General features: G+C 30.6%; 22 protein-coding genes. 10 read left to right on the forward strand and 12 right to left on the reverse strand.

Annotation, left to right across the window (positions count from 1 at the left end; genetic code table 11):
* Positions 1-408: 408 nt before the first annotated feature.
* The 4 genes from LFT63_RS07170 to LFT63_RS07185 form a co-directional block, all read right to left on the reverse strand.
* Positions 409-1,254 carry an IS3 family transposase gene (locus LFT63_RS07170; protein ID WP_244971544.1) on the reverse strand — a complete coding sequence of 282 codons (846 nt, stop codon included), beginning with the start codon at positions 1,252-1,254 and terminating at the stop codon, positions 409-411.
* 23 nt (positions 1,255-1,277) lie between these two features.
* Positions 1,278-1,820, reverse strand: coding sequence for a helix-turn-helix domain-containing protein (locus LFT63_RS07175; RefSeq protein ID WP_225880630.1), 543 nt, complete (start codon positions 1,818-1,820; stop codon positions 1,278-1,280).
* A 129-nt stretch (positions 1,821-1,949) separates the two neighbouring features.
* Complete coding sequence (locus LFT63_RS07180) at positions 1,950-2,330, reverse strand: GtrA family protein (RefSeq protein WP_017637712.1); 381 nt, start codon at positions 2,328-2,330, stop codon at positions 1,950-1,952.
* A 2-nt stretch (positions 2,331-2,332) separates the two neighbouring features.
* Positions 2,333-3,865: a hypothetical protein gene (locus LFT63_RS07185; RefSeq protein ID WP_340768487.1), complete on the reverse strand. Its 1,533-nt coding sequence runs from the start codon at positions 3,863-3,865 to the stop codon at positions 2,333-2,335.
* A 190-nt stretch (positions 3,866-4,055) separates the two neighbouring features.
* On the opposite strand from LFT63_RS07185, the gene LFT63_RS07190 reads away from it, so the two are divergent.
* The 3 genes from LFT63_RS07190 (at position 4,056) to LFT63_RS07200 (ending at position 7,351) form a co-directional block, all read left to right on the forward strand.
* Positions 4,056-5,201 (forward strand): glycerate kinase, encoded by a 1,146-nt coding sequence (locus LFT63_RS07190; RefSeq protein WP_029056151.1) that lies wholly within the window; start codon positions 4,056-4,058, stop codon positions 5,199-5,201.
* 36 nt (positions 5,202-5,237) lie between these two features.
* Positions 5,238-5,921: a hypothetical protein gene (locus LFT63_RS07195; RefSeq protein ID WP_017637587.1), complete on the forward strand. Its 684-nt coding sequence runs from the start codon at positions 5,238-5,240 to the stop codon at positions 5,919-5,921.
* A gap of 224 nt (positions 5,922-6,145) precedes the next feature.
* A complete protein-coding gene (locus tag LFT63_RS07200; RefSeq protein ID WP_340768491.1) occupies positions 6,146-7,351 on the forward strand; it encodes a multidrug effflux MFS transporter in 1,206 nt (401 codons plus the stop codon).
* Positions 7,352-7,421: 70 nt separating this feature from the next.
* On the opposite strand, the gene LFT63_RS07205 is transcribed toward LFT63_RS07200, so the two are convergent.
* Entirely contained in the window at positions 7,422-7,898 is a 477-nt protein-coding gene (locus LFT63_RS07205) for a GyrI-like domain-containing protein (protein ID WP_017637585.1), read from the reverse strand.
* 165 nt (positions 7,899-8,063) lie between these two features.
* Between LFT63_RS07205 and LFT63_RS07210 the strand changes: the two genes are divergently transcribed.
* Positions 8,064-8,681 carry a C39 family peptidase gene (locus tag LFT63_RS07210; protein ID WP_029056149.1) on the forward strand — a complete coding sequence of 206 codons (618 nt, stop codon included), beginning with the start codon at positions 8,064-8,066 and terminating at the stop codon, positions 8,679-8,681.
* Between the two features lie 54 nt (positions 8,682-8,735).
* On the opposite strand, the gene LFT63_RS07215 is transcribed toward LFT63_RS07210, so the two are convergent.
* Positions 8,736-9,545, reverse strand: a complete 810-nt coding sequence (locus tag LFT63_RS07215; RefSeq protein WP_029056148.1) for a metallophosphoesterase — start codon at positions 9,543-9,545, stop codon at positions 8,736-8,738.
* A gap of 349 nt (positions 9,546-9,894) precedes the next feature.
* On the opposite strand from LFT63_RS07215, the gene LFT63_RS07220 reads away from it, so the two are divergent.
* Together LFT63_RS07220 and LFT63_RS07225 are read left to right on the forward strand one after the other, a co-directional pair.
* On the forward strand, positions 9,895-11,298 hold the full coding sequence (locus LFT63_RS07220) for an amino acid permease (RefSeq protein ID WP_029056147.1): 1,404 nt from the start codon (positions 9,895-9,897) through the stop codon (positions 11,296-11,298).
* A gap of 133 nt (positions 11,299-11,431) precedes the next feature.
* Complete coding sequence (locus LFT63_RS07225; protein ID WP_340768499.1) at positions 11,432-13,630, forward strand: cation:proton antiporter; 2,199 nt, start codon at positions 11,432-11,434, stop codon at positions 13,628-13,630.
* A gap of 61 nt (positions 13,631-13,691) precedes the next feature.
* On the opposite strand, the gene LFT63_RS07230 is transcribed toward LFT63_RS07225, so the two are convergent.
* A complete protein-coding gene (locus tag LFT63_RS07230; protein ID WP_340768501.1) occupies positions 13,692-15,521 on the reverse strand; it encodes an APC family permease in 1,830 nt (609 codons plus the stop codon).
* Positions 15,522-15,774: 253 nt separating this feature from the next.
* On the opposite strand from LFT63_RS07230, the gene LFT63_RS07235 reads away from it, so the two are divergent.
* Both LFT63_RS07235 and yidC read left to right on the forward strand, forming a co-directional pair.
* Positions 15,775-17,274, forward strand: coding sequence for a serine hydrolase FLP (locus LFT63_RS07235; RefSeq protein ID WP_029056144.1), 1,500 nt, complete (start codon positions 15,775-15,777; stop codon positions 17,272-17,274).
* 151 nt (positions 17,275-17,425) lie between these two features.
* Positions 17,426-18,238: a membrane protein insertase YidC gene (gene yidC, locus LFT63_RS07240; RefSeq protein ID WP_208970302.1), complete on the forward strand. Its 813-nt coding sequence runs from the start codon at positions 17,426-17,428 to the stop codon at positions 18,236-18,238.
* Between the two features lie 75 nt (positions 18,239-18,313).
* Here the strand turns inward: yidC and LFT63_RS07245 are convergent, their stop codons facing one another.
* The 4 genes from LFT63_RS07245 to LFT63_RS07260 all read right to left on the reverse strand — a co-directional run bounded on the left by LFT63_RS07245 (position 18,314) and on the right by LFT63_RS07260 (position 22,351).
* The gene (locus LFT63_RS07245; protein ID WP_029056142.1) at positions 18,314-19,165 is read right to left on the reverse strand and encodes an NAD-dependent epimerase/dehydratase family protein; all 852 of its coding nucleotides are present in this window, start codon (positions 19,163-19,165) and stop codon (positions 18,314-18,316) included.
* A gap of 41 nt (positions 19,166-19,206) precedes the next feature.
* Positions 19,207-19,680, reverse strand: a complete 474-nt coding sequence (locus LFT63_RS07250; RefSeq protein ID WP_029056141.1) for a DUF1440 domain-containing protein — start codon at positions 19,678-19,680, stop codon at positions 19,207-19,209.
* Between the two features lie 171 nt (positions 19,681-19,851).
* Complete coding sequence (locus LFT63_RS07255; RefSeq protein ID WP_029056140.1) at positions 19,852-20,784, reverse strand: 2-dehydropantoate 2-reductase; 933 nt, start codon at positions 20,782-20,784, stop codon at positions 19,852-19,854.
* Between the two features lie 163 nt (positions 20,785-20,947).
* On the reverse strand, positions 20,948-22,351 hold the full coding sequence (locus tag LFT63_RS07260; protein ID WP_029056139.1) for an MFS transporter: 1,404 nt from the start codon (positions 22,349-22,351) through the stop codon (positions 20,948-20,950).
* Positions 22,352-22,943: 592 nt separating this feature from the next.
* On the opposite strand from LFT63_RS07260, the gene lrgA reads away from it, so the two are divergent.
* Together lrgA and lrgB are read left to right on the forward strand one after the other, a co-directional pair.
* Positions 22,944-23,390, forward strand: a complete 447-nt coding sequence (gene lrgA, locus LFT63_RS07265) for an antiholin-like murein hydrolase modulator LrgA (RefSeq protein WP_017637574.1) — start codon at positions 22,944-22,946, stop codon at positions 23,388-23,390.
* Between the two features lie 2 nt (positions 23,391-23,392).
* On the forward strand, positions 23,393-24,094 hold the full coding sequence (lrgB, locus tag LFT63_RS07270) for an antiholin-like protein LrgB (protein WP_017637573.1): 702 nt from the start codon (positions 23,393-23,395) through the stop codon (positions 24,092-24,094).
* Positions 24,095-24,169: 75 nt separating this feature from the next.
* Here lrgB and LFT63_RS07275 read toward each other — a convergent pair whose 3' ends face one another.
* On the reverse strand, positions 24,170-24,859 hold the full coding sequence (locus LFT63_RS07275; protein WP_017637572.1) for an ABC transporter permease: 690 nt from the start codon (positions 24,857-24,859) through the stop codon (positions 24,170-24,172).

A 24,859-nucleotide genomic window follows, 5' to 3' on the forward strand; every position in this document is an offset into this window, starting at 1 on the left:
AAACACCATAGGGTAACATCAAGATCCAGTTAAGAAAAAGTATCCGAAACATTAAGTTTTTGGACAAGTGGAAAAGAGTGATTTTTATTGAAATAATATAGAAATTGTCTTTTTCATTATTTTTTAGTCTTTTAATATAAAATTACATATAAATACGTAGTATTTATGGCAAGACTCCCGAGGGAACAGTACTAGTTGAAGACCTTAGAAATTCTCACAGATTTATCTGTGTAGTATTTCTGGCTGAAACTGTACCATGGGAAGGGACCCAACACAGAGAAACTGATTAAATCAGTTTCTACAAGCAAAGCAAGTTGGGCATAGCGTAGCCATACAATACGAAGTATTGACAAAAAGAAAGCACTAAGATGATGAAAATGTACTGAACCCCAAAAGTTGTACTCTGGTTTAGTATACTATTTTAAAGGTTTGTTTCCTATATTGCTTAGGAGACAAGCCTTTTAATTTTGCTTTAATTCTTGTATTGTTATAAAAATTGATATATTTATGAATAGATTGTTCTAATTCTTGGAATGTTTCAAATGATTGTCCATAATACATTTCTTGTTTTAATAACCCAAAGAAGTTTTCCATTGAGGCATTATCTAGGCAATTTCCTTTTCTAGACATACTTTGAAATACATCATGTTCTTTTAATGACTCAATATAGTTTCTATTTTGATAATGCCATCCTTGATCTGAATGAATTGTCATTCGATAAAAAAGTTGAGGTCTCATAGTTAGTAATTCATTTAAAGGTTCAATCACAATATCTATAGTAGGACGCTTTGATATACGATAACTTAAGATTTCCAAGCTATATAAATCCATAAAAGGTGACAAATATGCCTTTGTTCCATCAAGTAATTTAAATTCTGTAATGTCTGTAACCACTTTTTGATAAGGTCGATCTGTATTAAAACGACGTTTTAATATATTTCTAGCTACTTTACCTATTGTGCCTCTATAAGAATTGTATTTTCTTGTTTTATGATTAAATTTCTTACATGTTAATTGATGTTCTTTCATAATTCGTCTTACTTTCTTATGATTGACTGTCATTCCTTTATTAACTAATGCTTGAGTAACTCGACGATAACCATAAGTATAATCGCTTTCTTTACATATTTGCTTAATAGATTTAACTATATCTATATCTTTTTTGGGTTTTTTGAAACGTTTAATCCAGTAGTAATACACGGATTTAGCTATTTCCGTAACTTTAAACAGAAGACTTAACCCAAATTGATTCATTTCATGTAATTCTTTAATGACCTTTACTTTTTCGGATGTTTGGTTCCGTAATGTTGGGTCAATCTTTGTAACTTTTTTTGATAAGCAATACCTGCTTTCAACATTTCATTTTCATTCCTAAGTCTTTCTAATTCTTCGCGTTCATCTTCTTTTAAAGGCAACTGATTTTCATGTTCAACTTTTGTATGTTTTCTTTTCATTTTAGAAGGATGTCCTTTCTGTTTATTGTCTAAACCGAGAATACCTTCTTCATCAAATTTACGCTGCCATTGAGCTAATGTAGCAGGATTGGTAATTTTAAAATGATTCGCTGTTTCTCGATAAGACAATTGATTTTCTTGTCTAAATCTTAAAACAGATACTTTAAAATCTCTAGTATATGAGCTATTTTTCATTTTTTTATCTAATCCTTCTGGGCCCGATTCCAAATACTGGTTAACCCATCTTTGAAGTAAAGAATGATGAGAAAGATTATATTTTTTAGTTAATCTCTTATATCCTAAACTACTATTTAAATATTCGTGAACTATTTTTAATTTGATTTCAAATTTATAATGTTTACCCATAAAAAATGCACCCCCTAAAGTTAGATTTTCAGTCCAACTTTTGGGGTGCACATCAAAATAGGTCATCTTAGTGCTTTTTATTTCGGGATTTATGTCCGTCTATTTTAATTATGTATTTCATTTTTAGCATTAATCTTTTAATATCCATTTAGATAAAATAAAGGTTATAGGTATCGTAATGATTAATCCCGCAAATGGTGCAATTTCTGACGGGAAATGAAACCACTGTACAAAAACATATAATAGTAACGTTTGCATTCCCATATTCACAATTTGTGTCAGTGGAAAACTTATAAATTTACGTAATGTTGGTTTCACTTTATACACAAAATAACAATTTAAATAGTAAGAAATGATGAAACTAACTAAAAATCCAGTAATATGACTAATTAAATAATTCACATCTAGTAATTTTAATAATAGTAAATAAACGATGTAGTAATTTAATGTGTTCAAGCCACCGACTATTATAAATTTAATAATCTCAATATGCGTTTGAGTTAATTTCATACTTAATCTCCTTCAAGTCTCGCCAAGCTTGAACCATAAGGTACTATTTTCAGCTTAACATTCTGAGGTATATCATAATACATTTTAAATGATTTGTGTTGCATATTAGAAGTTGGTGTTGCCTTATTTAAGATATTTTCAAATGGTAACCTCTCTAACACGACAACATGTTTGTATCGATGTGTATCAAGTTGTTTGTTTATCACATCAATGCGTTGAATATTATTAAAATATATCACACTCATTGTAACAATAAAAATAAATGCCAATGCTATAGAAAATCCTTTTAAACCAATCCATATTGACTGACACTGTATTTTATATTGAGAAATTAATAATAATAAGTACAAACACCACAATACATAAATAGTATAAAAATTACCTGCCCCTAATGGAGATACTAATAATAACGGCAATGTTACCAGTGGTATCGATCCAAGTGCATAATAACCTAGATTCCTTATAACTTGTTCTTTAAAAATAAAACGAACTGAAATTACTAATGCTATAAAAAACCATCCACATATGAATGTGTTTAGCAACGCAACCGCTAATGAACCTTTTAATAGATTAAATTGAAGAAAATCATAAACAAAAAGTTTATAAAAAGGCAATATCGCTATACTTAATATTAGAAGTATCTTCCAATATAATTTCGTATGAGCAAACAACTGATTTTTAATAAGAAAACCAATTGTGATAAATCCAATCATACTTACAATTAAAAATTGATCGATAAATATATATTCTGGTATTTGCTTTAACAATGTATAACCTATTTTATGCTTTAACCCGAGTTTATCTGAGAAACAAAAATAACTATCTCCTCCTCGATAAATGCTAATGTAAATAGGATTGATAAACATTAACATGGCACCAATTAAACTCAACATAAAACCTATAATTAAATAATAATTAAAATTACGATGTCTTATCATAAATACAATATTACCAATAAGTAATATCAATATATTGTAAAGGGTTATATTTTCTACAAAAAATTGCCCTATCAATGTACAAATCAAGAATAAGACTATCCATTTTGTTGATAGCATTTCTAATTTATATATCGTTAATACGACAATAAATAATATAAATACAGAGATTAAAGTACTTGGCACATATCTAAAAAACCCATCAAAGCCCCCGTATGTTTCTCTGTAAATCACTCTTGGCATTATTAATAGTAATATAAATGATACTACGATATAAAAATTGAAGTGTTGCTGTTGTTGCTGTTGTTGCTGTTGTTGCTGTATTAGTGCTAGTAAATAGACAAGTCCAAATGAAATAATCGCATATAATATGTAGCGTAAAATATTAATCTTCATAGCTGTCATTGCTAATAAATGACATAAATACCTTCCATCCGTATATTCAATCATTTCTCTATAATTAGATGCTTTATTTACAACAGACCATTTAAAATCATCTGCTGACAAAGGCGTTAATATACTGATTAATAAATAAAATAAAAAAATGAAAATACATCCAACGTATAATTCATTCATTCTAAACTTTATCATGTTGTACATTTCTGGTTGTTCTCCCTACTCCTAATAATTACTAAGTTATTTTATTATACTATTATATAATAAAATTTTCATATAGACGTTTCCATAGTAGCAACGTTATCTCATATATAAATACTTATATTTTGTCTTTTGTTTTAACCTGACCTCTTATAAAATAAAGATAAATAAAACGATGAGGAAGTGTTGATTCATGAAAATAGTCATCGCACCAGATTCTTTTAAAGAAAGTATGTCTGCAAGACAGGCAGCCGAAGCTATACATCAAGGCTTTTCAAAAGTATTACCATCTTCAACGGTTTATGATCTGATTCCCATGGCCGATGGTGGTGAAGGTACTACTGAAGTTTTAATGGAAGCATTAAAGGCAAGTACTATTGAAGTTGATGTTAAAGATCCACTCCTTAGAGATATATGTGCACGGTACGCTTATGCACAACACAATCAAACTGCGATCATTGAAATGGCAGCCGCTTCAGGGTTAGATTTATTATCTACGAATGAGAAAAATCCAATGACAACTAGTTCTTATGGTACTGGACAACTTATCAATCATGCTTTAGAACAAGGCGCTAAAAAAATTATACTTGGCATTGGTGGCAGTGCTACAAATGATGGTGGTGTCGGCATGTTACAAGCATTAGGCGTAAAATTTTCAGATTCAAATCATAATAGTATTGCCCCAGGAGGCATTCATTTGCTTGATATAGATAATATAGATATTTCACAGTTAAATCCAAAACTTAAAGACGTTGAAATTAAAGTAGCTTGTGACGTCACTAACCCTTTACTAGGAGACAATGGGGCTACTGCCATTTATGGCCCTCAAAAAGGCGCAACTGCAAAGATGATACCAAAGTTGGATACCGCATTAAGTCATTATCATGATAAGATAAAATTACAACTAGAAAAAGATGTCAAAGATGTACCTGGTGCAGGTGCTGCTGGCGGTATGGGGACTGCATTACTGGCTTTCCTAGATGTAGATTTAACTAAAGGCATTGATGTTGTCTTAGAAGAAACCCGTTTTACATCTAGAATTGAAAATGCCAATCTTGTAGTAACTGGTGAAGGAAAAATTGATAATCAAACAATATTAGGTAAAACGCCTATTGGTGTTGCTCAAGCGTCAAAACAAATCAATATTCCAGTTATAGCCATTGGAGGAAGTTTAGGAGAAAACTACGAAGCTGTTTATGATTATGGTATTGATAGTGCCTTTAGTATTATGAATCAACCCAGCGACCTTAAAAATGCTTTAGATAACGGATATGAACTTTTAACTAAAACAGCCCACAATATAGCCCGTACACTAGTGTTAAATTTGCCATTAAATTAATAATCCAGAAATGCCATTAAAAATGAGGTGGACAGTATGAAAAGAACTGATAAGTATAAAGATTCTTATCGATATGATGATCAATATCAAAATCATCGTAGACAAAGTGAAGAACGAGATTATAGAAACCAAAGTCAATATGATGATCGACGTGAATACAATGAAAACGAATATGAACAAAATCCAGAACGCTATTACAACGGTAGAGATTATAGAAGAGAACAAGAGCTACAGGAAGAAAATCAAAAAACACGTAAATCTAAAAAATGGTTGATAGCCATTATCGTTATTCTGTTAATTATTGTAGCTATCTTCGTAACCAGAGCTGTATTAAATCATAATAATGATAAAGTTAGTAATGATCCTGACGTATCACAAAACTATAAAAAAGAAGTCGAAAGTCAAAACGATGATATTAATAATAAAGTTGACTCAGCTAAAAATGATATTAAACAAAATAAAGATAGCCAATCACAAATCAACCAATTACAACAAGACATCAATAATTTAAAACAAAAAGAAGAAACAAACGCAGATTCTAAACTGACTAAATTTTATCAAGATCAAATTGATAAACTGAAAAATGCTAACACTGCTCAACAAAATAATGAAAATCAAAGTAAAGTAAACAGTATGTTACAAGATATTAATACAAAGTTTGATAGCATTAAATCTAAAATTGAAGAATTAATAAATGGCTCTAGCTCAAACGGTCAATAAATAATGTTGTAATAATTTAAAACCAAAATAACAGGCTTGTATTCCCTAATTTGATAGGTATATACAAGCCTGTTAGTTATTACATTTATATTCACTGCACGCTTTAAAAGCAAAATTTTCCCCTTATAAATAATATTGATGATATAAAAAGTGAAATAACTACATACAAATATGTGTAAAACGTATATAATTTGTTCTATAAATTCTTAAAAAGGAGAACGCTTATGCAAAATTCAAGTGCCAAGCACTTTCCATTCATATTAATTATCATTTTTGGGGTGATGACGACTTTTGGTCCCTTATCAATTGATATGTATTCACCATCATTGCCAAACGTTCAACATGACTTTGGCTCAACAACTTCAGAAATTCAATTAACTACATCGTTTGCGATGATTGGCTTAGCACTTGGGCAATTCTTCTTTGGCCTGTTATCAGATGCTTTTGGTCGCAAGAAAGTCGCATTAACCATTTTTGTTATATATTTACTTGCATCTTTAATTGCTGTTTTTACAACTAGTCTATATTTCTTTTTATTCTTAAGATTAATTCAAGGATTAATGGCAGGCGGTTCTATAGTTATAGCCAAAGCTTCAGTTGGAGATAAGTTTAGTGGTGACGAGATGGCTAAAATGTTAACTTCACTTATGGTAGTTAATGGAATTATTACAATTATAGCGCCATTACTTGGCGGTTTTGCTTTAACGATATCTACTTGGAGAAGTATCTTTATCATCTTAACTATTATTACACTTATCGTCATTATTGGTGTATTTATGAAGATGCCACCATCAAATAAAGCTGAACAGACTACATTAAACTATTCACGAATATTTAAAGACTTTGGTACATTATTAAAAAAACCATCCTTTGTTATTCCAATGTTGTTACAAGGTTTAACTTATGTCATGTTATTTAGTTATGCATCTGCATCACCATTTATTACGCAAAAAGTTTATAATTTAACACCTCAACAATTTAGTGTTATTTTAACCGTTAACGGTATAGGTTTAATTTTAGTAAGTCAAATCGTAGCATTATTAGTAGAAAAATTAAGCCGATATACTTTACTTATTTACTTAACTGTCATTCAAATTATAGGTGTAATACTGATTATTATTACATTATCTATGCACTTACCTATTTGGTTACTTATCATAGCATTTTTCTTAAATATAAGCCCTGTAACGTCTATAGGACCTTTAGGCTTTGCATTAGCTATGGAAGAAAGAACTGGAGGTAGCGGTAACGCTTCAAGTTTGTTAGGATTATTCCAATTTATTCTTGGTGGTGTTATTTCTCCTTTAGTTGGACTAAATGGCGAATTTGATCCGACACCGTATTTAGTTATTATTTCAATCACAGCAATCTTGTTAGTGTTATTACAATTCATTTATTTCAAACTTAATCCAACAAAATACCGTTCTTAAACTAAAAACGCAAATGTAAGGCATTAGTCAGGTTTAATATCTATTCTATGCCAAACACTTGCGTTTTTTATTATTTATTTTGCTCTATTGGTAACCAAAGTTCAGTTACATAGTTATCGTCTTGAGTATCGCCATTAGGATACAATTCGAAAAATGGCGCCTGTTTTAACTGAATATGTTCCTTAGGCAATAACTCATTATGAATGTGACGCATCGCATGTCTAATAGAATAAGGCACTTTACCTACTGCATTAACAACAAGATAGTCATTATCCTCTAACTGGTACGTTTCTAATCCATCATTAGGTGTTTTGTCACTAGGAACACCAATCATATAATTCATTTTTCCATCCTGTTGTGGTATACATAGACCAACTAAGCCTTCAAATGATTCATCACTTTTCTCTGACAATCTACAATCTAAACCTATTGTCGTCACATCTTCCCAAAAGTCCGGGATATTACTTTGTGCATGTCCCCCACTCTTAAATTGGCGTTTTACACCAATAAGATTAATAGCTTCCATACTTTTTATTTGATAATTCATTTTTGACTCCCCTTAAAAAATTCTGCTTTCTACTATTTATAACCTTTCTGATTCTGAAATAACATTAAAATGAACATTTCCAAACAAATAATTATCCAAAATATAAAGACTCAGTATATAATATTGAATACTATATAAACGTATATCAGCTTAAGGAGATTACCGATGAACAAAACGATTCTACCTGTTAAACCCATTAGCCAATTGTTTCCTATCCCTATGGTCATGGGATGTGAAGGCGTATCTGCTTCAATGATGTTTCAATTTAATCAACAGCCTATTAAAGCAACTGACATAATGAAAAATTGGCCAACACACCCAAATAACCCTTATAAAGGTTATGTAGGCAATCATTTGCTAGTTAAATTTGGCTACCATCAAACCATTTTTCCAGAGGCTTTTGTTCCATTTTTACAAAAATATAATTCAAATGTCATTAACGGTACAGGTACAAGTTTAGCTGAATTGGAAAAAATTATTGACCAACAACAACCAGTAGTCATGTATCATACGAGTTTAGGCGCTAAACCAATGCGTCGTAGTTTTAAATTTGATGGTTATAAAATTCGACTTGTATCAAACATTCATGTCACACTTCTTATTGGCTATGATAAAGACAATTATTACTACATCGATCCACTTTGGAGTCATATCAGTAAAGGAATTGTATTCCCTGCTATTATTCCAAATAGTAAACAAATCATTAAAATCAAAAAATCAAAAATGGAACGAAGTTTTAATGCACCAGGCCGTATGTGTCTATATATTAAACCTAATAACTAAATCTCCTTAATTTATACCGTCATCATATTTTCATATAAATAGATTGACGGTATTTTAAATGATAAAGTCAACCAAAGTATGATTTATTTCCTGAGAAATATCATCTGTACGCCATTGACGCGGATAACCTAAACAAGGACAAATATATTGTATGTTATTTTCAATTAAATTTTTTCTAAAATGAACATGCCCCATAATACTATACTGAATATTGTTTTGTTGATAAATATGGTTAAAATCACTTGTTCCAATATATGCATTAAAGAAATCAAAAATGCGATGAGGTGTTGGCACGACAAAGGCTGGATGCGTAACGATATGAGTAACTAGAATAACTTGTCGATCGCCTATTGCTGCTATATCCTGTTCAACTTGATTAGCAGCTTGTAATGAACGCTCTCTATCTGATAGATTACAATCTATTCTTACTTTATCTTGCCAAGTTGCACCATAATGTTTTCCCTTTTGTAATTTTTCCTTTGAAAATTTTGTATCGGCAAAGGAATAATCGTACCATCCTGTATGACCAACAATTGCCCAATTTTCATTAATCATATAAGGGCTCTCGATTAAACAATCTTCTTGTTGTTTAAATATTTCAAAAATCTCTTTAGAACTTTTATCTGTACTATCCGACCATAAATCATGATTACCTGGTACAAATAACACAGGCATTTCAAGTTTATTTTTCAAATCTTTAATAAATTGGATAGATTGACGATAATCATTTGAAATATCACCTGCAATAATAAGCAATTCGATTTCTCTCTTCATTATTACATTTACTAATGTTTCAAAATAATATTGTGAATTTAATTTTGGGTTTCGATCAACATGTAAATCAGAAATAGCCCCTATTTTCATTTTAGATTCCTTCTTCATATATTTTTCATTGCTATTCATTATTACACATCCTCATTTATATTTAAAATGACATTGTTTGGAACTTAATTTCACAAATCATTTCAAAAATGATTGACTTATCATTATAATAGTTATGTTTTCCGTAATTAATAACTAATGGTACTACCCCTGATTTACAGAATAATGTGATTTTTCAAAAAATATAAGTAATAATTATCATACAAAGCTTAATAAATGTATTTACTTATATTTTAAAAATTAATTGCTTTATTCCAAATAGTTCTATAGTATTAATTTAAAGAAAACGCTTTCATAAATTGTTTATTTTGCTTTCCTGAGGAGGAAAATTATGGCAAGACAACTGCATAGAGAGTTGAATAATAGACATATCCAATTAATTGCAATTGGGGGAGCAATTGGTACTGGACTATTCTTAGGTTCCGGACAAACGATTGCATTGACCGGACCTTCACTATTATTCACGTATATGATTATTGGAATGATACTTTTTGCATTTATGCGTGCTTTAGGGGAATTATTATTAAGTGGTACACACTTTAATTCTTTTGTAGATATAGCTAATGAATATATCGGACCTTTTGGTGGTTTCGTCATTGGTTGGACCTACTGGATTTGTTGGATTGTTTCAAGTATGTCTGACCTAACAGCAATGGGACAATATTTTGCTTTTTGGTATCCACAAGTACCCCATTGGTTAACCGTGTTATTCATAGTTTTAATCTTGATTTCATTTAATTTATTAGGTGCTAGATTATTTGGTGAACTAGAATTTTGGTTCTCTATTATCAAAGTTGTAACTATTGTAGCCATGGTAATTGTAGGTTTAGTATTAATCTTCTTTTCTTTCAAGACACACTACGGGCATGCGTCTTTTACTAACCTAGTTAAACATGGTGGTATGTTCCCGCATGGTATATTTGGGTTCTTAATGTCATTCCAAATTGCTGTCTATTCATTTATTGGTATTGAGTTGATTGGGGTTACGGCTGGGGAAACTAAAGATCCTCAAAAAACGATTCCAAAAGCAATCAATAATGTACCTATTCGAATTTTACTATTCTATATTGGCGGTCTACTTGTCATTATGTCTGTCATTCCGTGGAATGGTATTGATCCAGATAGCAGTCCATTCGTGAAGTTATTTACATTGATTGGTATCCCATTTGCTGCCGGTATTGTTAACTTTGTAGTTTTAACTGCAGCAGCTTCTGCAACGAATAGTGGTATTTATTCAAATAGTCGTATTCTATTTGGTTTATCTAAACAAGGCTTAGGACCGAAAGTGCTAAGTAAAACAAATTCAAATGGTGTTCCATATTTATCTATGTTCGTATCATCATTTACTTTATTAGTTGCAGCATTACTTAACTTCATCTTTCCAGATGCCATTCAATTATTTATATATGTCACTACACTATCAACAGTATTATTCTTAGTAGTTTGGGCAATGATTATTGTTTCTTATATTATTTACGTTAAAAAGAATCCTCAAGAACATAAAAATAATAAATTTAAATTGTTCGGTGGACAAGCAACTGCCTATGTCGTATTAGCATTCTTTGCATTCGTATTTATATTATTATTCTTTAGTGATGATACTAGAGCGGCTATCTTTATTTCACCATTCTGGTTTATCTTCTTATACTTTTATTATAAAAAGTACAAAAATAATGCTAAAGAATTAGCTGAGAAACAAAAATCAGCTGATAAAAAACATACTGAAAACCTATAATCTTAAGATTAATATAGAGTTAGCAAAGTTGATTTTGCTAACTCTATTTTTTTATATAACTTTGAAATTTACAAATTTTAAATGGGATATTTCATGTTAAAATAATACTTATTATTGATATAAGGAGATTAAGATGGAATTACTTGAAGCATTTTTAATATTTATATTTGCTGTTATATTAAGTGCAATCATTAATAATCGTTTTCCTAAAATTCCCACAGCGTTTATTCAGATTGCACTTGGTGCAGCCATTTTCACCTTACCTATTCCTATTCATTTTGACTTTGATTCTGAAGTGTTTATGATGGCTGTCATTGCACCATTATTATTTGTAGAAGGTACTCATATTAAAAGATCAAAATTAATGGAATATAGAACACCTATCATATTGATGGCAATGGCATTAGTATTCACAACAGTTATCGGTGTCGGCTACTTTATACATTGGATTTGGCCCGAGCTACCAATGCCTGCCGCATTTGCAATTGCAGCAATACTTTGCCCAACTGATGCTGTAGCCGTATCTGCTATAACTAAAGGAAAGATTTTACCAAAGGGAGCAATGTCTATTTTAGAAGGAGAATCTTTACTTAACGATGCTGCTGGTATCATTTCTTTTAAAATTGCTGTTACTGCCCTTGTTACTGGTATGTTCTCGGCAGTCAGTGCAATTGAACAATTTATAGTATCAACAATTATAGGGATATTAGTTGGTGTCATTCTTGGTATTTTAGTAGTGCAGTTACGCGTCTTTTTAACTGCAAATAAAGGTTTTAAAGATAATAATACTCTCACTTTTATTCAGTTACTTACACCATTCGTTATATACTTTATTGTCGAAGAATTACATGCCTCTGGTATTATTGCAGTTGTGTTTGCCGGATTAGTACATGGTTTAGAACGAGATAGATTACTTCGTGCTCAAACAGAATTACAAATTAACTATTCCCAGATTTGGAATACATTGAGCTATGCATTAAACGGTTTTGTATTCGTCGTTTTAGGGTTTATCGTACCTGAAGTAGTTATAGAAATTGTGAAAGTTGAACCAGATAATCTTAAATTTTTAATCGGTATTACATTGCTTATTTCATTAGCTATTTATAGCTTCCGTTTCATATGGGTCTTCTTATGGTATAAAGATTTTTATTATCCTAAAAATATACAACGTTATATTGAAGATGAAGAATTAGCAGAAGAAAAGCCACCAAACCGAATACTTTATTCATTTATCATGACTATGTGTGGTATTCATGGGACGATTTCTGTATCAATGGCTTTAACCTTACCTACAATGATGAGTCACCATCAAAACTTTGTATATAGAAATGATTTATTATTTATCGCATCATTAATGGTTTTAATTAGCCTTATACTAGCTCAAATCGTCTTACCTCTTATTACAAAATCGGAAACCAAAGATACTAAACAAGGTATGACATATCAAGCGGCTAAAATACTTATCATTCAATCTGTCATACAACAACTGAAAAAGAATGCTAAAGAAAATGAAAACATTGATTATAGACCTTTATTCAATCAATATTTCACTGAGCTTTCGTTCTTAATTAATGTAGAACCAGATAACAAAGATACTAAAGAACTACACAGATTAACCAAAATTGCTGAAGAAGAAGAAACAGCAACCTTAGAACGTCTTATTAATAAAGGGAAAATTACATCTCAAGAATTATCTAATTACCGAAATATTGTAGAGTTGAGTAAATCCTATAAAGAAGCATCGTTTATCACAAAATTCTCACGTTTCTTTAACATGATTTATTTAAGATTCAAAGCGAGAAAGAACTATAGAAAACACGCTGCCCATACCCTTTCTTCAGAAGTGCAAAATAAAAATAAAGATAAAGTTAACTCAACTCATCATGAGAAAATATCAGTTGAACAAAATAATGAAAGACACAAACCTTCAAGAGATCAAATTGAAGAAAGACGTACTGAAATGTTGAAGTCCTATAAAAATGAACTAAAAAGTGTACAAAAAATTATGCGCGTGGTGAATCATCAAATCACACTTAGATTACACAAAGAACAAAACAGTTCAAATGTGCTTGAAACATCACTTGTTGTGAACCAATATTATAATTTGATACGTACATTACGTAAAAGACAAAGTACCACTCAAAGTAGAAACAATAATGCAATAACTAATTTTTCTTCAGAAACACAATTGTCTTTACGTTTACACGCAATTTATACCGAAAGAAAATTTTTAGATGAATTAATTAAGCAACAAAAAGTCACATCAGAAATTGCTAAACAACTAAGAGAAAATATTAACTACAATGAAATTATTATTGCTGAAGAATCATAAATAAAAAAACCACAATGACTATTTATTCACTTATCTGAATATCAGTCATTGTGGTTTTTAATTATTTTTTAAGTTTAAATGGAATTGTACAGAGGATGACGTTTTTCTGATAAATCAAATGCATTTTTAAGCGTAAGCTTGTTTGGTTGTGTAATAGATGATGCCATGGTTTCTTAGGTATAAATTCTGGCACAACAACCGTGATTAAATAATTTTGATTTTCTGCTTTACGGTGAATTTTATCGATAAATCTAGAAATCGGTCGTATAATACTTCTGTATTCGGAATGTAAAATAATAAGCCGTACATCTGGATAATGTTGTTTCCATTTTTCTTGAGATGCTTTTTCATCCTCATCACCAAATGATACATGCACTGCAATCACATCATTATTAGCTAACATTTGAGCGTAATAAATAGATTTGTCTACTACAGTCGTAATACTCATAATAGGTACAATGGCTAAACTACGATCTACAACTGGTACATCGTATACATCTTTATCTGATCGCAATTGTTCAGCGACATTACGATAATGCATTTTAATTCTTACAAAGATTGATACAAAGAATGGTAAGAACAATAATATTGGCCAGACATGTGTAAATTTAGTAATTAAAAATATCATAAATACAACAAATGTAATTGTTCCACCTAGTGTATTGACTGCTAGTTTCGCTTGCCAACCCTTTGGTCTCTCTCTAAACCATTTTAATACCATACCAAATTGAGCCAGTGTGAATGGAATAAATACACCAACTGCGTATAATGGAATAAGATTTTCAGTTTTACCTTTGAATAAAATAATTAATATAATAGCAAAAATTCCTAATACTAAAATTGAATTAGAATAACCTAATCGGTCACCTCTGACTGTAAACATTCTAGGCATATACTTATCTTTTGACATAGACGCAGCTAACATTGGAAATGCAGTAAAACCTGTATTAGCAGCCAATACTAAAATCATTACAGTTGTTGCTTGTACAAAATAAAAGGCCACATTATCACCAAAAATTTGTGATGCTAATTGTGATAATACTGTCGTTTCAGTTTGCGGCATAACACCATAAACATAAGCTAATCCTACGATACCAACTAAAAGGAATGCTAAAATACTTCCCATCGTTACTAATGTTTTGACTGCGTTTTTAGCAGCTGGATCTTTAAAATTTGTAACAGCATTTGAAATAGCCTCTACCCCTGTTAAAGAAGAAGCCCCTGAAGAAAATGCTTTTAATAGTAAAAAGAGTGTTACACCATGTACTGATGTTCCAATTGACGATTGCATATGTGGTTGTATATCACCAGTAGCAACACGCCATGTACCTATCACTATTAACACAACTAATCCTATGATAAATAAATATACTGGGTAGGATAATAAAGTCGCTGATTCAGTTAACCCTCTTAAGTTCAATATCAAAATAAACAAAACTAATAGACAAGCTATTAATACCTTATGATGATATAAACCTGGAAATGCAGCTACAAATGCATCGGCTCCAGAAGAAATACTTACAGCTACGGTTAAAATGTAGTCAACCAGTAAGGAACCTCCAGCAAGTAATCCCCACTTCTCGCCTAAATTCGTTTTTGACACCATATATGCTCCGCCACCTTTAGGGTATGCATATATAATTTGTCTATACGATAATATAAGTGCTGCTAATAAAATCAATACACCTGCAGCAATTGGTAATGTATACCATGAAGCGACTGCCCCAACGACTGATAACGTAATTAGTATTTGCTCCGGCCCATATGCAACAGAAGATAAGGCATCTGATGATAATATCGCTAGTGCTTTGAATTTAGTAATCTTTTCATTTTTTAAGTCCCTATTCTTTTTAGGACGCCCAATTAAAAGTCTTTTAATTTGATTAAACATAACTCCAATACCTCTTTGTATGTTGATGGATAAACTATACTCCCAACACAGTCAGTTGTATAGATTCTCCCTTAATATTTTTAAGATTTATATACAACATAATTGTTATATTACACTTTTATTTATGTGTATTCTAATGATTAACCATTTTTATTGCAAGCACTTTAACTCGCTAAAATATTTCTAAACCTGCTATAATAAATTACACTTAATAAAACTTTATGCAACATATTTTAAAAAGGGAACTCTAACTATGAAAAAAAGGCCATTTATCATCACTCTCATTTTTACGATAGTTATACTTATAATCGTTATTATTACGAAACATTTTTTAGCTTATAATAAAAGCGAAACATTACTAACGAAATCATCACAAAACTTTATTGATACAATTGTACAATCAGACATGAAAGCTGGAGATATTCCAGGTGCTTCAATTTTAATAGTGCAAGATAATAAAGTCTTTTTAAATAAAGGATATGGCTATGCAAATGTTGAAAAGAAAATAAAAGCAAAACCAACAACAAAATATGAAATTGCTTCTAATACAAAAGCTTTTACAGGGTATGCCATATTAGATTTAGCACATAAAGGAAAGCTTCATCTCAACGATAAAGTATCCAAGTATATACCTGGATTCTATATGACATATAATGATAAAAAATATGATATCACTATCAAGCAACTTCTGGGGCAAAAGAGTGGCATTCCTTCGAACATTACTAGTGAGGATCAAACCGAGCAATATGGTGATTCAATCAACAATTTAGTTAATAGTATCAAAGGAAAAGAATTAAATCATAAACCTGGAGATACATTTGAATATTCAAATATGAATTACGATGTATTGGGGTTAGTTATACAAAATGTTTCTAAGGAATCTTATCAAACCTATATTAAAAAGAATATTTTAAAACCGCTTCATATGAATCAAACATCATTTAAAACTACAAATACAAAGCATAAAAATGAAGCAGTTGGCTATGAACAAGCCAGTGGAGTTATTAAACAAAGTGCTCCATCGTTCAATATTGGAGACACACCTTCAGCTTATTTAATGTCGAATACTAGAGATTTAGAACATTGGGTTAAAATGCAATTATCACCTTCTAACAAAACAAAACGTATTGTTAATCAATCACATCAAACTATCAATGAATCAAGAGGTGAAGATAATGCAAATGGTTATGCTGCAGGTTGGTTTACCAATTCAAATAATAATTATGTATATCATATTGGGACGCTAGATAACTATTCCTCAATTATATTACTCAATCCTAAGAAGTCGTACGGTATCGTTATTTTAGCAAATTTAAAATCTACCAAAGTATCACAACTAGCAGATCACTTGAATGCACAAGTCATGAACCATAAACATTATACGACTATCGAAACTAAGATAGAACAAGCGTATGACATAAATATTGTTATTACTATTTTATCGGCATTAGGTATTTTAATTAGCTTATATTTTATTTTTAAACGTTTATTTGCTATCAAAAATGGCTTATATAAAGTTCAAAGAAGTAAAGCTTCTCTCTATGCCTTTATAGCATTAATGTTGGTATTCGTATTAATCAGTGTAGCTATTTATTTAATTCCTTATTTTGTATTAGGAAATAATAGTTGGTCATTTGTGATGACATGGTTACCTACCCACGCCAAATTTGCACTGTTTAGCTTTTACGGTTGTGTTATTTCAATAACTATTTTACTCATTATTATTATTTTAAGTAAAAAATCCTATAAATAAGTGACACACTTACGTTCAAATAGTTAACAGTTACGAATAATTTGATAAAACGCCCTCTTATTTCTGTTATATTAAACATAAAATATTTGTGTTATTGCAAAAAGTTCATACCTTTACACGAAAGCTATATTTTATAAAGAGGAAGTCATTTATGGCCAAACGTATATCAATATTATTAGTTGTAGTTTTATTTTTAACAGGTTGCGATTATTCAAAATCTGACAATCGTGCTGGTGTTTTTTATAATACATTCGTCCAACCTATGGATAAGTTACTGCATTTATTAGGTAGATTATTTAACGTGAACTATGGGCTAGCTATCATAACAATAGTACTCATTGTACGTTTTATTCTATTACCATTTATGCTTATTCAAGTTAAAAATATGCATATCATGCGAGAAAAAACGAAAGTAGTTCAACCACAAATAGATAAAATTAGAGAAAAAATTAAAAATGCATCTTCTCAAGAAGAGCGTAATGCAGCTAATCAATTATTAATGAAAAAGTATAAACAATACGGTATTAATCCATTTAAAAATGTCGTTGGTTGTTTACCAATCGTGATACAAATTCCTATATTAATGGGACTATATATGAGTTTGAAATATCCCAGTAGTGATGGTATTACTAAATATCCACATTTTTTATGGTTTAATTTAACAGAGCCGAATATTGTGATGACTTTGATTGCTGCTTTAATGTATTTTATTCAGCCATTAGTCAATTCTATTCATTATCCTAAAAAAGAACGCAAAACCTATTATGTCATGATGGTGTTATCTCCTATATTTATTACTTATGCATCTTTAACATCTGCATCTGCTTTAGGCCTATATTGGTCTATAAGTGCTGCATTTTTAATTATTCAAATGCATTTTGCCCATCGTCATTATTCAAAAGTAGGACAATTAGAAGCTGAACAACTTAGAAAGTCATTAAACACTAAAAATGATAACCCTTAAATAACTAATCAAAAAATAAAAGCGACTTAATGTCACCTATATAAAAGGTAACATTAAGTCGCTTATTTTAAATTACTATTTGATAGGATTCATACCATCTTTCCAAGTTGAATAAATTAATTTACCACCTTGGGCTTTAAATTTATCATTTGTGATACCACGTTCAAATGGTTGTGCTGGTTGAATATCAATTTCAGGATCAACATTTAATTGTTGTTTATACCATTCAGCAAAGTCAGAACCTTTAACTGGTTCGTCATCAGCAACGTTATAAATACCATTATCAAAGTTTAACGCTTGAATTGATGTTTCAACTGCATCATCAAGATGAACAAATGAAGTAACGCCATCTGACAATGTTACTTTACCATCGATAAATTGATTATAAATCATTCCGTCTTTTCCATACCAAGTACCTGGTCCGTATAACCAACCAAATCTTAATACGACATATTCGTCCATGCGAGATGTTTCTTCTTCAAGACCAATAACACCATCAACTGTAATTTTACGATCACCTGTTGAATCTAAATCTAATGATGTTTCTTCAGTTGCAAGACCTTCACCTGCTTCATAAACGAAACCAATACTTTGTGCAATGACTTTTTTCACATCATATTTTTGAGCAGCATCAATTAAATTTTTTGATCCTTCAACACGTACTTTAGTATTCGCAGACATATCAACATTTTTTAAATCTGTGATTTGATTGATAATGATTTCTGGACGGAAATCTGCAATAGCACTATCAATAGTATCGTATTTTAGAATATCTCCAATATATGCTTTTACATTAGATGATTCTAATTTTTCTTTACCATTTTCAGATGTAGTAAATCCAGCTACATCATGTCCTTCTTCGATTAATCTTTTAGTTAATTTTGTTCCGATTAAACCTGTCGCTCCAGTTACAAAAATTTTACTCATATTCTCACCTTTTCTTTATTTTTTCTATTAGGGGGATATTTTTACTTGTTAGATGAGTGTACAAAATCTATCGTATTCATCCAAATAATATGCCCAAGTAATTCAGATAATCTTTCTTCTTTAGGTAAATCTTCCACTTTTGGTGTCAACGATAATTTAGGTAATAAGTATTCATGGAATGCTATATTAACTATTATGCCAAAAATAGAACCGTTTAAAGCTTTCACTTGTGGACACTTCTCAGCAATCAATGTATAGCTTATTGCATTTACAATGGAAAAGCCATAATGCACACCCATAATTGTTAAAGGTATGTCATTTCCGTTGTAGTGATAAGTAGCATTTTTAATGTTTTCGGGTAAGCCAAGTTGATTCAATAATGTCATTGGTGGCGGTTCTTCATCACGTTCAGGTGTTCTAGGTGGCATTAATGCTTCCCAGCCCATTTTGACAGCTCCACCTAAGAAACCACCAACAATACCAGTTATTAATACATTTTTATATGAAATATTCATATATGCATCTCCTTAATTCAACATTTTAATTTATTTACCCTATCATGATATTTTAAGTCATTCATCATCAATTATTTCAATAATTGATATATTTACTATTGATTCAAATCCTAAAAAATAAGCTTATAAGCAAAAATTTCTATACGCTTATAAGCTTAAAATATACTTCATCTATTGGGCGTCTAATTTATTTTCTTTAGCATGAATAAGATTAGCAACAAATTGATTTACTGGCGCATCAATACCGTTCTCAACACCTAATTTAGCTACAGCACCATTAATATAATCTATTTCTGTTTTGCGATGATTATTAATTAAATCTTGATACATGGATGGATAATGAGGACCGACTTTGTCATTGATATCGAGTAGATATTCGAATATTTCATCTAGATTTAAATGAACATTATCAATAGTTGCCACATGAACAATTTCCTGGGTAATTTTATAAATAAGATTTTTCGCATCGTTACTTTCATTTAATGAACCCATATTACATTCTAAAATAGTACATAATGCATTCGCTGTTCCATTGACACAAATTTTCTTCCAGATAGACTGATGCAAATCTTCACTCAACACACCATTTAAACCAGCTTGATTTAATATTTCAACAATGGTTTGAGCATTGTTATTTCCTTCAGTCACCACTCCACCTACTTCAACTGGGCCACTACCTAACAAGTGGGTACAACCTGGACTTTCTATTCCTGCTGTCCAAGTTGTTACACCTCTTACAATTTGCGATGTTTTAACATATTGTTCAATTAAACGTTCATGTTTCAAACCATTCATAGTACAAACAACAATAGACGTTTCACTTAAATGCGGTTTGATATAATCTAGGACATCTTTTAGTTGCATCGATTTTGGAAATAAAAATACTATATCATAAACATCATTATTAGGTATGTCTTCATGACTATACATTGGTATGTCTAAATGACAACGTTCTCCATTTATATCAATATGCAAGCCATTGGTTTGAATCGCTTTAACATGAGTCATCCAACTATCAATTAATGTCACATCAAAACCTTGTTGAAATAGTTTAGCACCAAATCCACATCCTAAAGCACCTGAACCTGCAATAGCAATCTTCATTCAAATCCCTCATTCCATGATAAAGTTAAAATTAAAATACTATTTAATTGCTATAACGTCAACGTGAATAGCAAAATCTTCATAATTTTCTAACAATAATGAGTATAAATAAAGATCGAGACATGCTTTTGTCTCGACCTTAATAATAACGTTTATTCTATTCTTATAAATTTGTTTGTTTCTTAGGTACTAATAATAAAATGGCAAAGAATGCAATTAGTGCGATGACTGCATTTAAGACAACGCCCATAAAGCCACCTAATGCCATATTCATTTGCGAAGCAAAAGAACCATATATTGTTCCCGAAATAGCTACGCCAAATGCATTACCTAAAGAAGAAGCCATTTTATAAACCCCTGAAGCAACACCTACTTTATCATCAGGGGCTTGTGCAACAGCTGTATCAGTTGATGGTGTCGCATAAATACCAAGTCCTGTACCAAATAATAAATATCCGATAACACTTGAAGTAATGTACCAAGGTTCTGGTAAGAAAGTTAAAGATAGTAAGACTAATCCAATAGCTGTTATACCACTACCCATTAATAATGGTCGTTTCGGACCTAGCGCTTGAAGAATCTTCTCACCTACACGAATCATAATTAATACAGCGATTAAATATGTAAGAGAAATTACACCTGTTTGAGATTCATTAAAATCAAGTTGCTGCTGGTAATAAGTGTTTACTACGATTAGCGTACCACCTGCAACACCATTTAACATAAAGTTAGAAACAGTAGCTCCACTGTACCCTTTATTAGCAAATAAGCTAAAGTCTACTAAAGGATATTTAATTTTATTTTCGTACATAATAAATCCTATTAGTGAAACAAAAAATACTACGATTAAACTTATAATAATTGGTGAAAATAATCCTAATTTAGAAGATTGTGTAATAATAACGTTAATACTTAACATACAAATAATTAGTATTATTAAGCCAACAATATCAAATTTCTTTGCTTCACCATTTTTAGTGATTACTGGTTCTGCTTTCGTTTCTGGAGTGTGTTTAATTAAATACATAGACAATAATGTCAATACAATTGATACAATAAAGATGGTTCTCCAACCAAAGTGTGTGGACATTAGACCACCAAATAGCGTACAAATACCACTACCACCCCAAGATCCAATTGACCAATAACTTAATGCTCTTTGTCTTGCAGTTCCAATATAATATTCGTTAATAATAGCTAAGGTTGCAGGCATAATACATGCTGCTGATAAACCTTGAAATATTCTACCTGCAATTAAAAAAGGTATTAACGGTGTAATAATAATTAATAAAGACCCAATAATATTTAATATTAAGCCAATGTATGCAACTTTTACGCGCCCATACTTATCTGCAAAATCACCAGCACCTACAATGAATAGTCCTGACATTAAGGCTGTTAAACTAACAGCTATATTAATAGTGCCAATATCACTTTTAAATGATGTTTGTAATGGCACAACTAAATTGACTAATGATTGTGCAAATAACCAGAAAGTAATAACACCTAAAATAATACCTAGAAGAAGCCTATTGTCTCCTTCAAACTCCTTTGAAGTTTTGTTCATAAAATATTAATTCCTCCTACAAAACACTTTCCATATTCTACTTACTCATTTTAAATCGATTTATGTAAAAGTTTTTACTTAAAAAAACAACTGCTTTCCCTTTTCTATTTCTCTATTTGCTTGATTACTTTTAGATCGATTTTATCAGTTTTTTACAATACCCTTTAATTTCTTTTAATATTTAGAATATTTGTATATATGAATACATATTTTACACCAATTACTTTTATTTTTCCATTACATCTTGAAGTATATATTTTTTAGTATTATCTTTAAAATAGGTAAGCGCTTACTATATAATAATAAATGAATTTGTCGAAACTTACTAAAAAATAAAAGGATAAATTTTTTGAAAATTGTCACGAAAACGACGAATTCAATGTACAAATTAATATGAATTATATTGTATAATTGCTCGTGAATTACTTCACAAAAGATTCGTTTGAACTTTGCAATTGATTTTTTTATTTTTTAAAACTAAATAACTTTATCTTTTAGTTTACGTTTTAAATTAGTAAGTGAATCCTATTTTTGACAAATCCAAACGTTCTTACCGAATCCATATACAAATAGAACAGGAGGAATGTATGTTATGGCTAACTCATCTTCTACAAAAGAAAGAGTTCAACATACATCTGGAAGAGTGTACAATTTCTTCCAACAAGCTTTAACAATTGCAGTTATTTTGTTTATCTCTAAGATTATTGAAGCATTCATGCCTATCCCAATGCCCGCTTCAGTAATTGGTTTAGTTTTATTATTTATCGCTTTATGTACTGGAATTGTTAAATTAGAACAAGTCGAAACAGTAGGAACTACTTTAACTAATAATATTAGTTTTTTATTCGTTCCAGCCGGCGTTTCAGTAATCAATTCATTACCTGTATTAAGTCAAAGTCCGATATTGATTATTTTATTAATCATTTTATCTACAATCTTTTTATTAATTTGTACTGGTTTCGCTTCTCAATTATTAGTGACAAAATCATTGTTCCCTAGTAAAGAGAAAAATGAAGAAACTAGTCGTATAGGAGGTTAATCATGGTAGAACATTTAGGTATTAATACTCCATATTTTGGTATTTTAGTTTCCCTTATTCCATTTGTAATTGCTACATATTTTTATAAAAAAACGAATGGATTTTTCTTACTTGCACCTTTATTCGTTAGTATGGTTGTAGGTATTGCTTTCTTAAAATTGACAGGAATTAGTTATGCAAACTATAAAATAGGTGGAGATATTATTAATTTCTTCTTAGAACCAGCTACGATTAGTTTTGCAATTCCTTTATATAAAAAACGTGACGTATTAAAAAAATATTGGTTACAAATATTTGGTGGTATTGCTTTAGGTACTATCGTTGCACTTATTTTAATCTATCTAGTTGCAACTTTATTCCAATTCAGTAATCAAATTGTTGCTTCAATGTTACCTCAAGCTGCAACAACAGCAATCGCTTTACCTGTATCAGAAGGTATCGGTGGTATGAAAGAACTTACATCATTAGCAGTTATTTTAAATGCTGTAGTTATTTCTGCATTAGGTACTAAAATTGTAAGATGGTTCAAAATTTCAAACCCAATTGCACGTGGTCTTGCTTTAGGTACTAGTGGTCACACATTAGGTGTAGCTGCTGCTAAAGAATTGGGAGAAACTGAAGAATCTATGGGTAGTATTGCAGTTGTTATTGTAGGTGTTATTGTAGTAGCAATCGTACCTATTTTAGCGCCAATATTATTATAGGTTAAACGTAGTGGTAATTTAAAATTAATAGAACAAGGTCAGGGCTATGAAAGTAGTCCTGACCTTGTTTTATATTTATTTAATTTGTTGTGGTTGGTGTTCAAATTTCTTTTTGTTTTTACGTGTTGGATCTAGTCGTTTTTCTAAGAAACGTAATCCTAAATCAATTAAAATAGCTATTAAAGCAATTGGTATCGCTCCTGCTAAAATGAATGTTGTACCGTCTGTTGAGTTAGTTCCACGAATAATAATATCACCAAGTGTTGGTGCACCAATGAATGACCCAATAGCAACAATACCGATTGCAACTACTAGTGCAATACGAATGCCACCTATAATCACTGATAAAGATAATGGTAACTCAATCATTCGTAATACTTGGTTTCTAGTCATTCCCATACCCTTACCAGCATCTTTAATATTTTCATCTACATCTACAATACCTGTATAAGTATTTTTAATAATTGGGAGTAGCGAATATAAGAAAACTGTTACAACAACAGTTGTTGGACCTAGTCCCATAGCTAACATCAAAATCGCAAGCATTGCTATGGCTGGTACTGTTTGAATAATATTAGCAATTGTAATAATAGGCCAAGCTAGTTTCTTATATCGAGCTATGACAATGCCTAATGGAATACCTATAATACAAGCAAACAGTACACCGTAAACAGACATTAATAAATGTTTAAAGAATAATTCCATAAGGTAGCCAAAGTTCAATGAATAATATTCAATAATAGATTGGAATAAATTACCTTTCAT

This window comes from Staphylococcus sp. FSL H8-0121 (assembly GCF_038008425.1).
GTDB classification, from domain to species: domain Bacteria; phylum Bacillota; class Bacilli; order Staphylococcales; family Staphylococcaceae; genus Staphylococcus; species Staphylococcus pasteuri.

Excerpts from the sequence above, each read along its gene's own strand:
- LFT63_RS07205 (WP_017637585.1), bottom strand. The coding sequence starts at position 7,898 with ATGAATTATCAAATAAAAAGTATGGAAGCTATTAATCTTATTGGTGTA.
- LFT63_RS07195 (WP_017637587.1), top strand. The coding sequence starts at position 5,238 with ATGAAAAGAACTGATAAGTATAAAGATTCTTATCGATATGATGATCAA.
- LFT63_RS07210 (WP_029056149.1), top strand. The coding sequence starts at position 8,064 with ATGAACAAAACGATTCTACCTGTTAAACCCATTAGCCAATTGTTTCCT.
- LFT63_RS07185 (WP_340768487.1), bottom strand. The coding sequence starts at position 3,865 with ATGTACAACATGATAAAGTTTAGAATGAATGAATTATACGTTGGATGT.
- LFT63_RS07255 (WP_029056140.1), bottom strand. The coding sequence starts at position 20,784 with ATGAAGATTGCTATTGCAGGTTCAGGTGCTTTAGGATGTGGATTTGGT.
- LFT63_RS07220 (WP_029056147.1), top strand. The coding sequence starts at position 9,895 with ATGGCAAGACAACTGCATAGAGAGTTGAATAATAGACATATCCAATTA.
- LFT63_RS07175 (WP_225880630.1), bottom strand. The coding sequence starts at position 1,820 with ATGGGTAAACATTATAAATTTGAAATCAAATTAAAAATAGTTCACGAA.
- LFT63_RS07260 (WP_029056139.1), bottom strand. The coding sequence starts at position 22,351 with ATGAACAAAACTTCAAAGGAGTTTGAAGGAGACAATAGGCTTCTTCTA.
- LFT63_RS07215 (WP_029056148.1), bottom strand. The coding sequence starts at position 9,545 with ATGAAAATAGGGGCTATTTCTGATTTACATGTTGATCGAAACCCAAAA.
- LFT63_RS07275 (WP_017637572.1), bottom strand. The coding sequence starts at position 24,859 with ATGAAAGGTAATTTATTCCAATCTATTATTGAATATTATTCATTGAAC.
- lrgA (WP_017637574.1), top strand. The coding sequence starts at position 22,944 with ATGGCTAACTCATCTTCTACAAAAGAAAGAGTTCAACATACATCTGGA.
- LFT63_RS07245 (WP_029056142.1), bottom strand. The coding sequence starts at position 19,165 with ATGAGTAAAATTTTTGTAACTGGAGCGACAGGTTTAATCGGAACAAAA.
- LFT63_RS07225 (WP_340768499.1), top strand. The coding sequence starts at position 11,432 with ATGGAATTACTTGAAGCATTTTTAATATTTATATTTGCTGTTATATTA.
- yidC (WP_208970302.1), top strand. The coding sequence starts at position 17,426 with ATGGCCAAACGTATATCAATATTATTAGTTGTAGTTTTATTTTTAACA.
- lrgB (WP_017637573.1), top strand. The coding sequence starts at position 23,393 with ATGGTAGAACATTTAGGTATTAATACTCCATATTTTGGTATTTTAGTT.
- LFT63_RS07170 (WP_244971544.1), bottom strand. The coding sequence starts at position 1,254 with ATGAATCAATTTGGGTTAAGTCTTCTGTTTAAAGTTACGGAAATAGCT.
- LFT63_RS07200 (WP_340768491.1), top strand. The coding sequence starts at position 6,146 with ATGCAAAATTCAAGTGCCAAGCACTTTCCATTCATATTAATTATCATT.
- LFT63_RS07235 (WP_029056144.1), top strand. The coding sequence starts at position 15,775 with ATGAAAAAAAGGCCATTTATCATCACTCTCATTTTTACGATAGTTATA.
- LFT63_RS07190 (WP_029056151.1), top strand. The coding sequence starts at position 4,056 with ATGAAAATAGTCATCGCACCAGATTCTTTTAAAGAAAGTATGTCTGCA.
- LFT63_RS07180 (WP_017637712.1), bottom strand. The coding sequence starts at position 2,330 with ATGAAATTAACTCAAACGCATATTGAGATTATTAAATTTATAATAGTC.
- LFT63_RS07230 (WP_340768501.1), bottom strand. The coding sequence starts at position 15,521 with ATGTTTAATCAAATTAAAAGACTTTTAATTGGGCGTCCTAAAAAGAAT.
- LFT63_RS07250 (WP_029056141.1), bottom strand. The coding sequence starts at position 19,680 with ATGAATATTTCATATAAAAATGTATTAATAACTGGTATTGTTGGTGGT.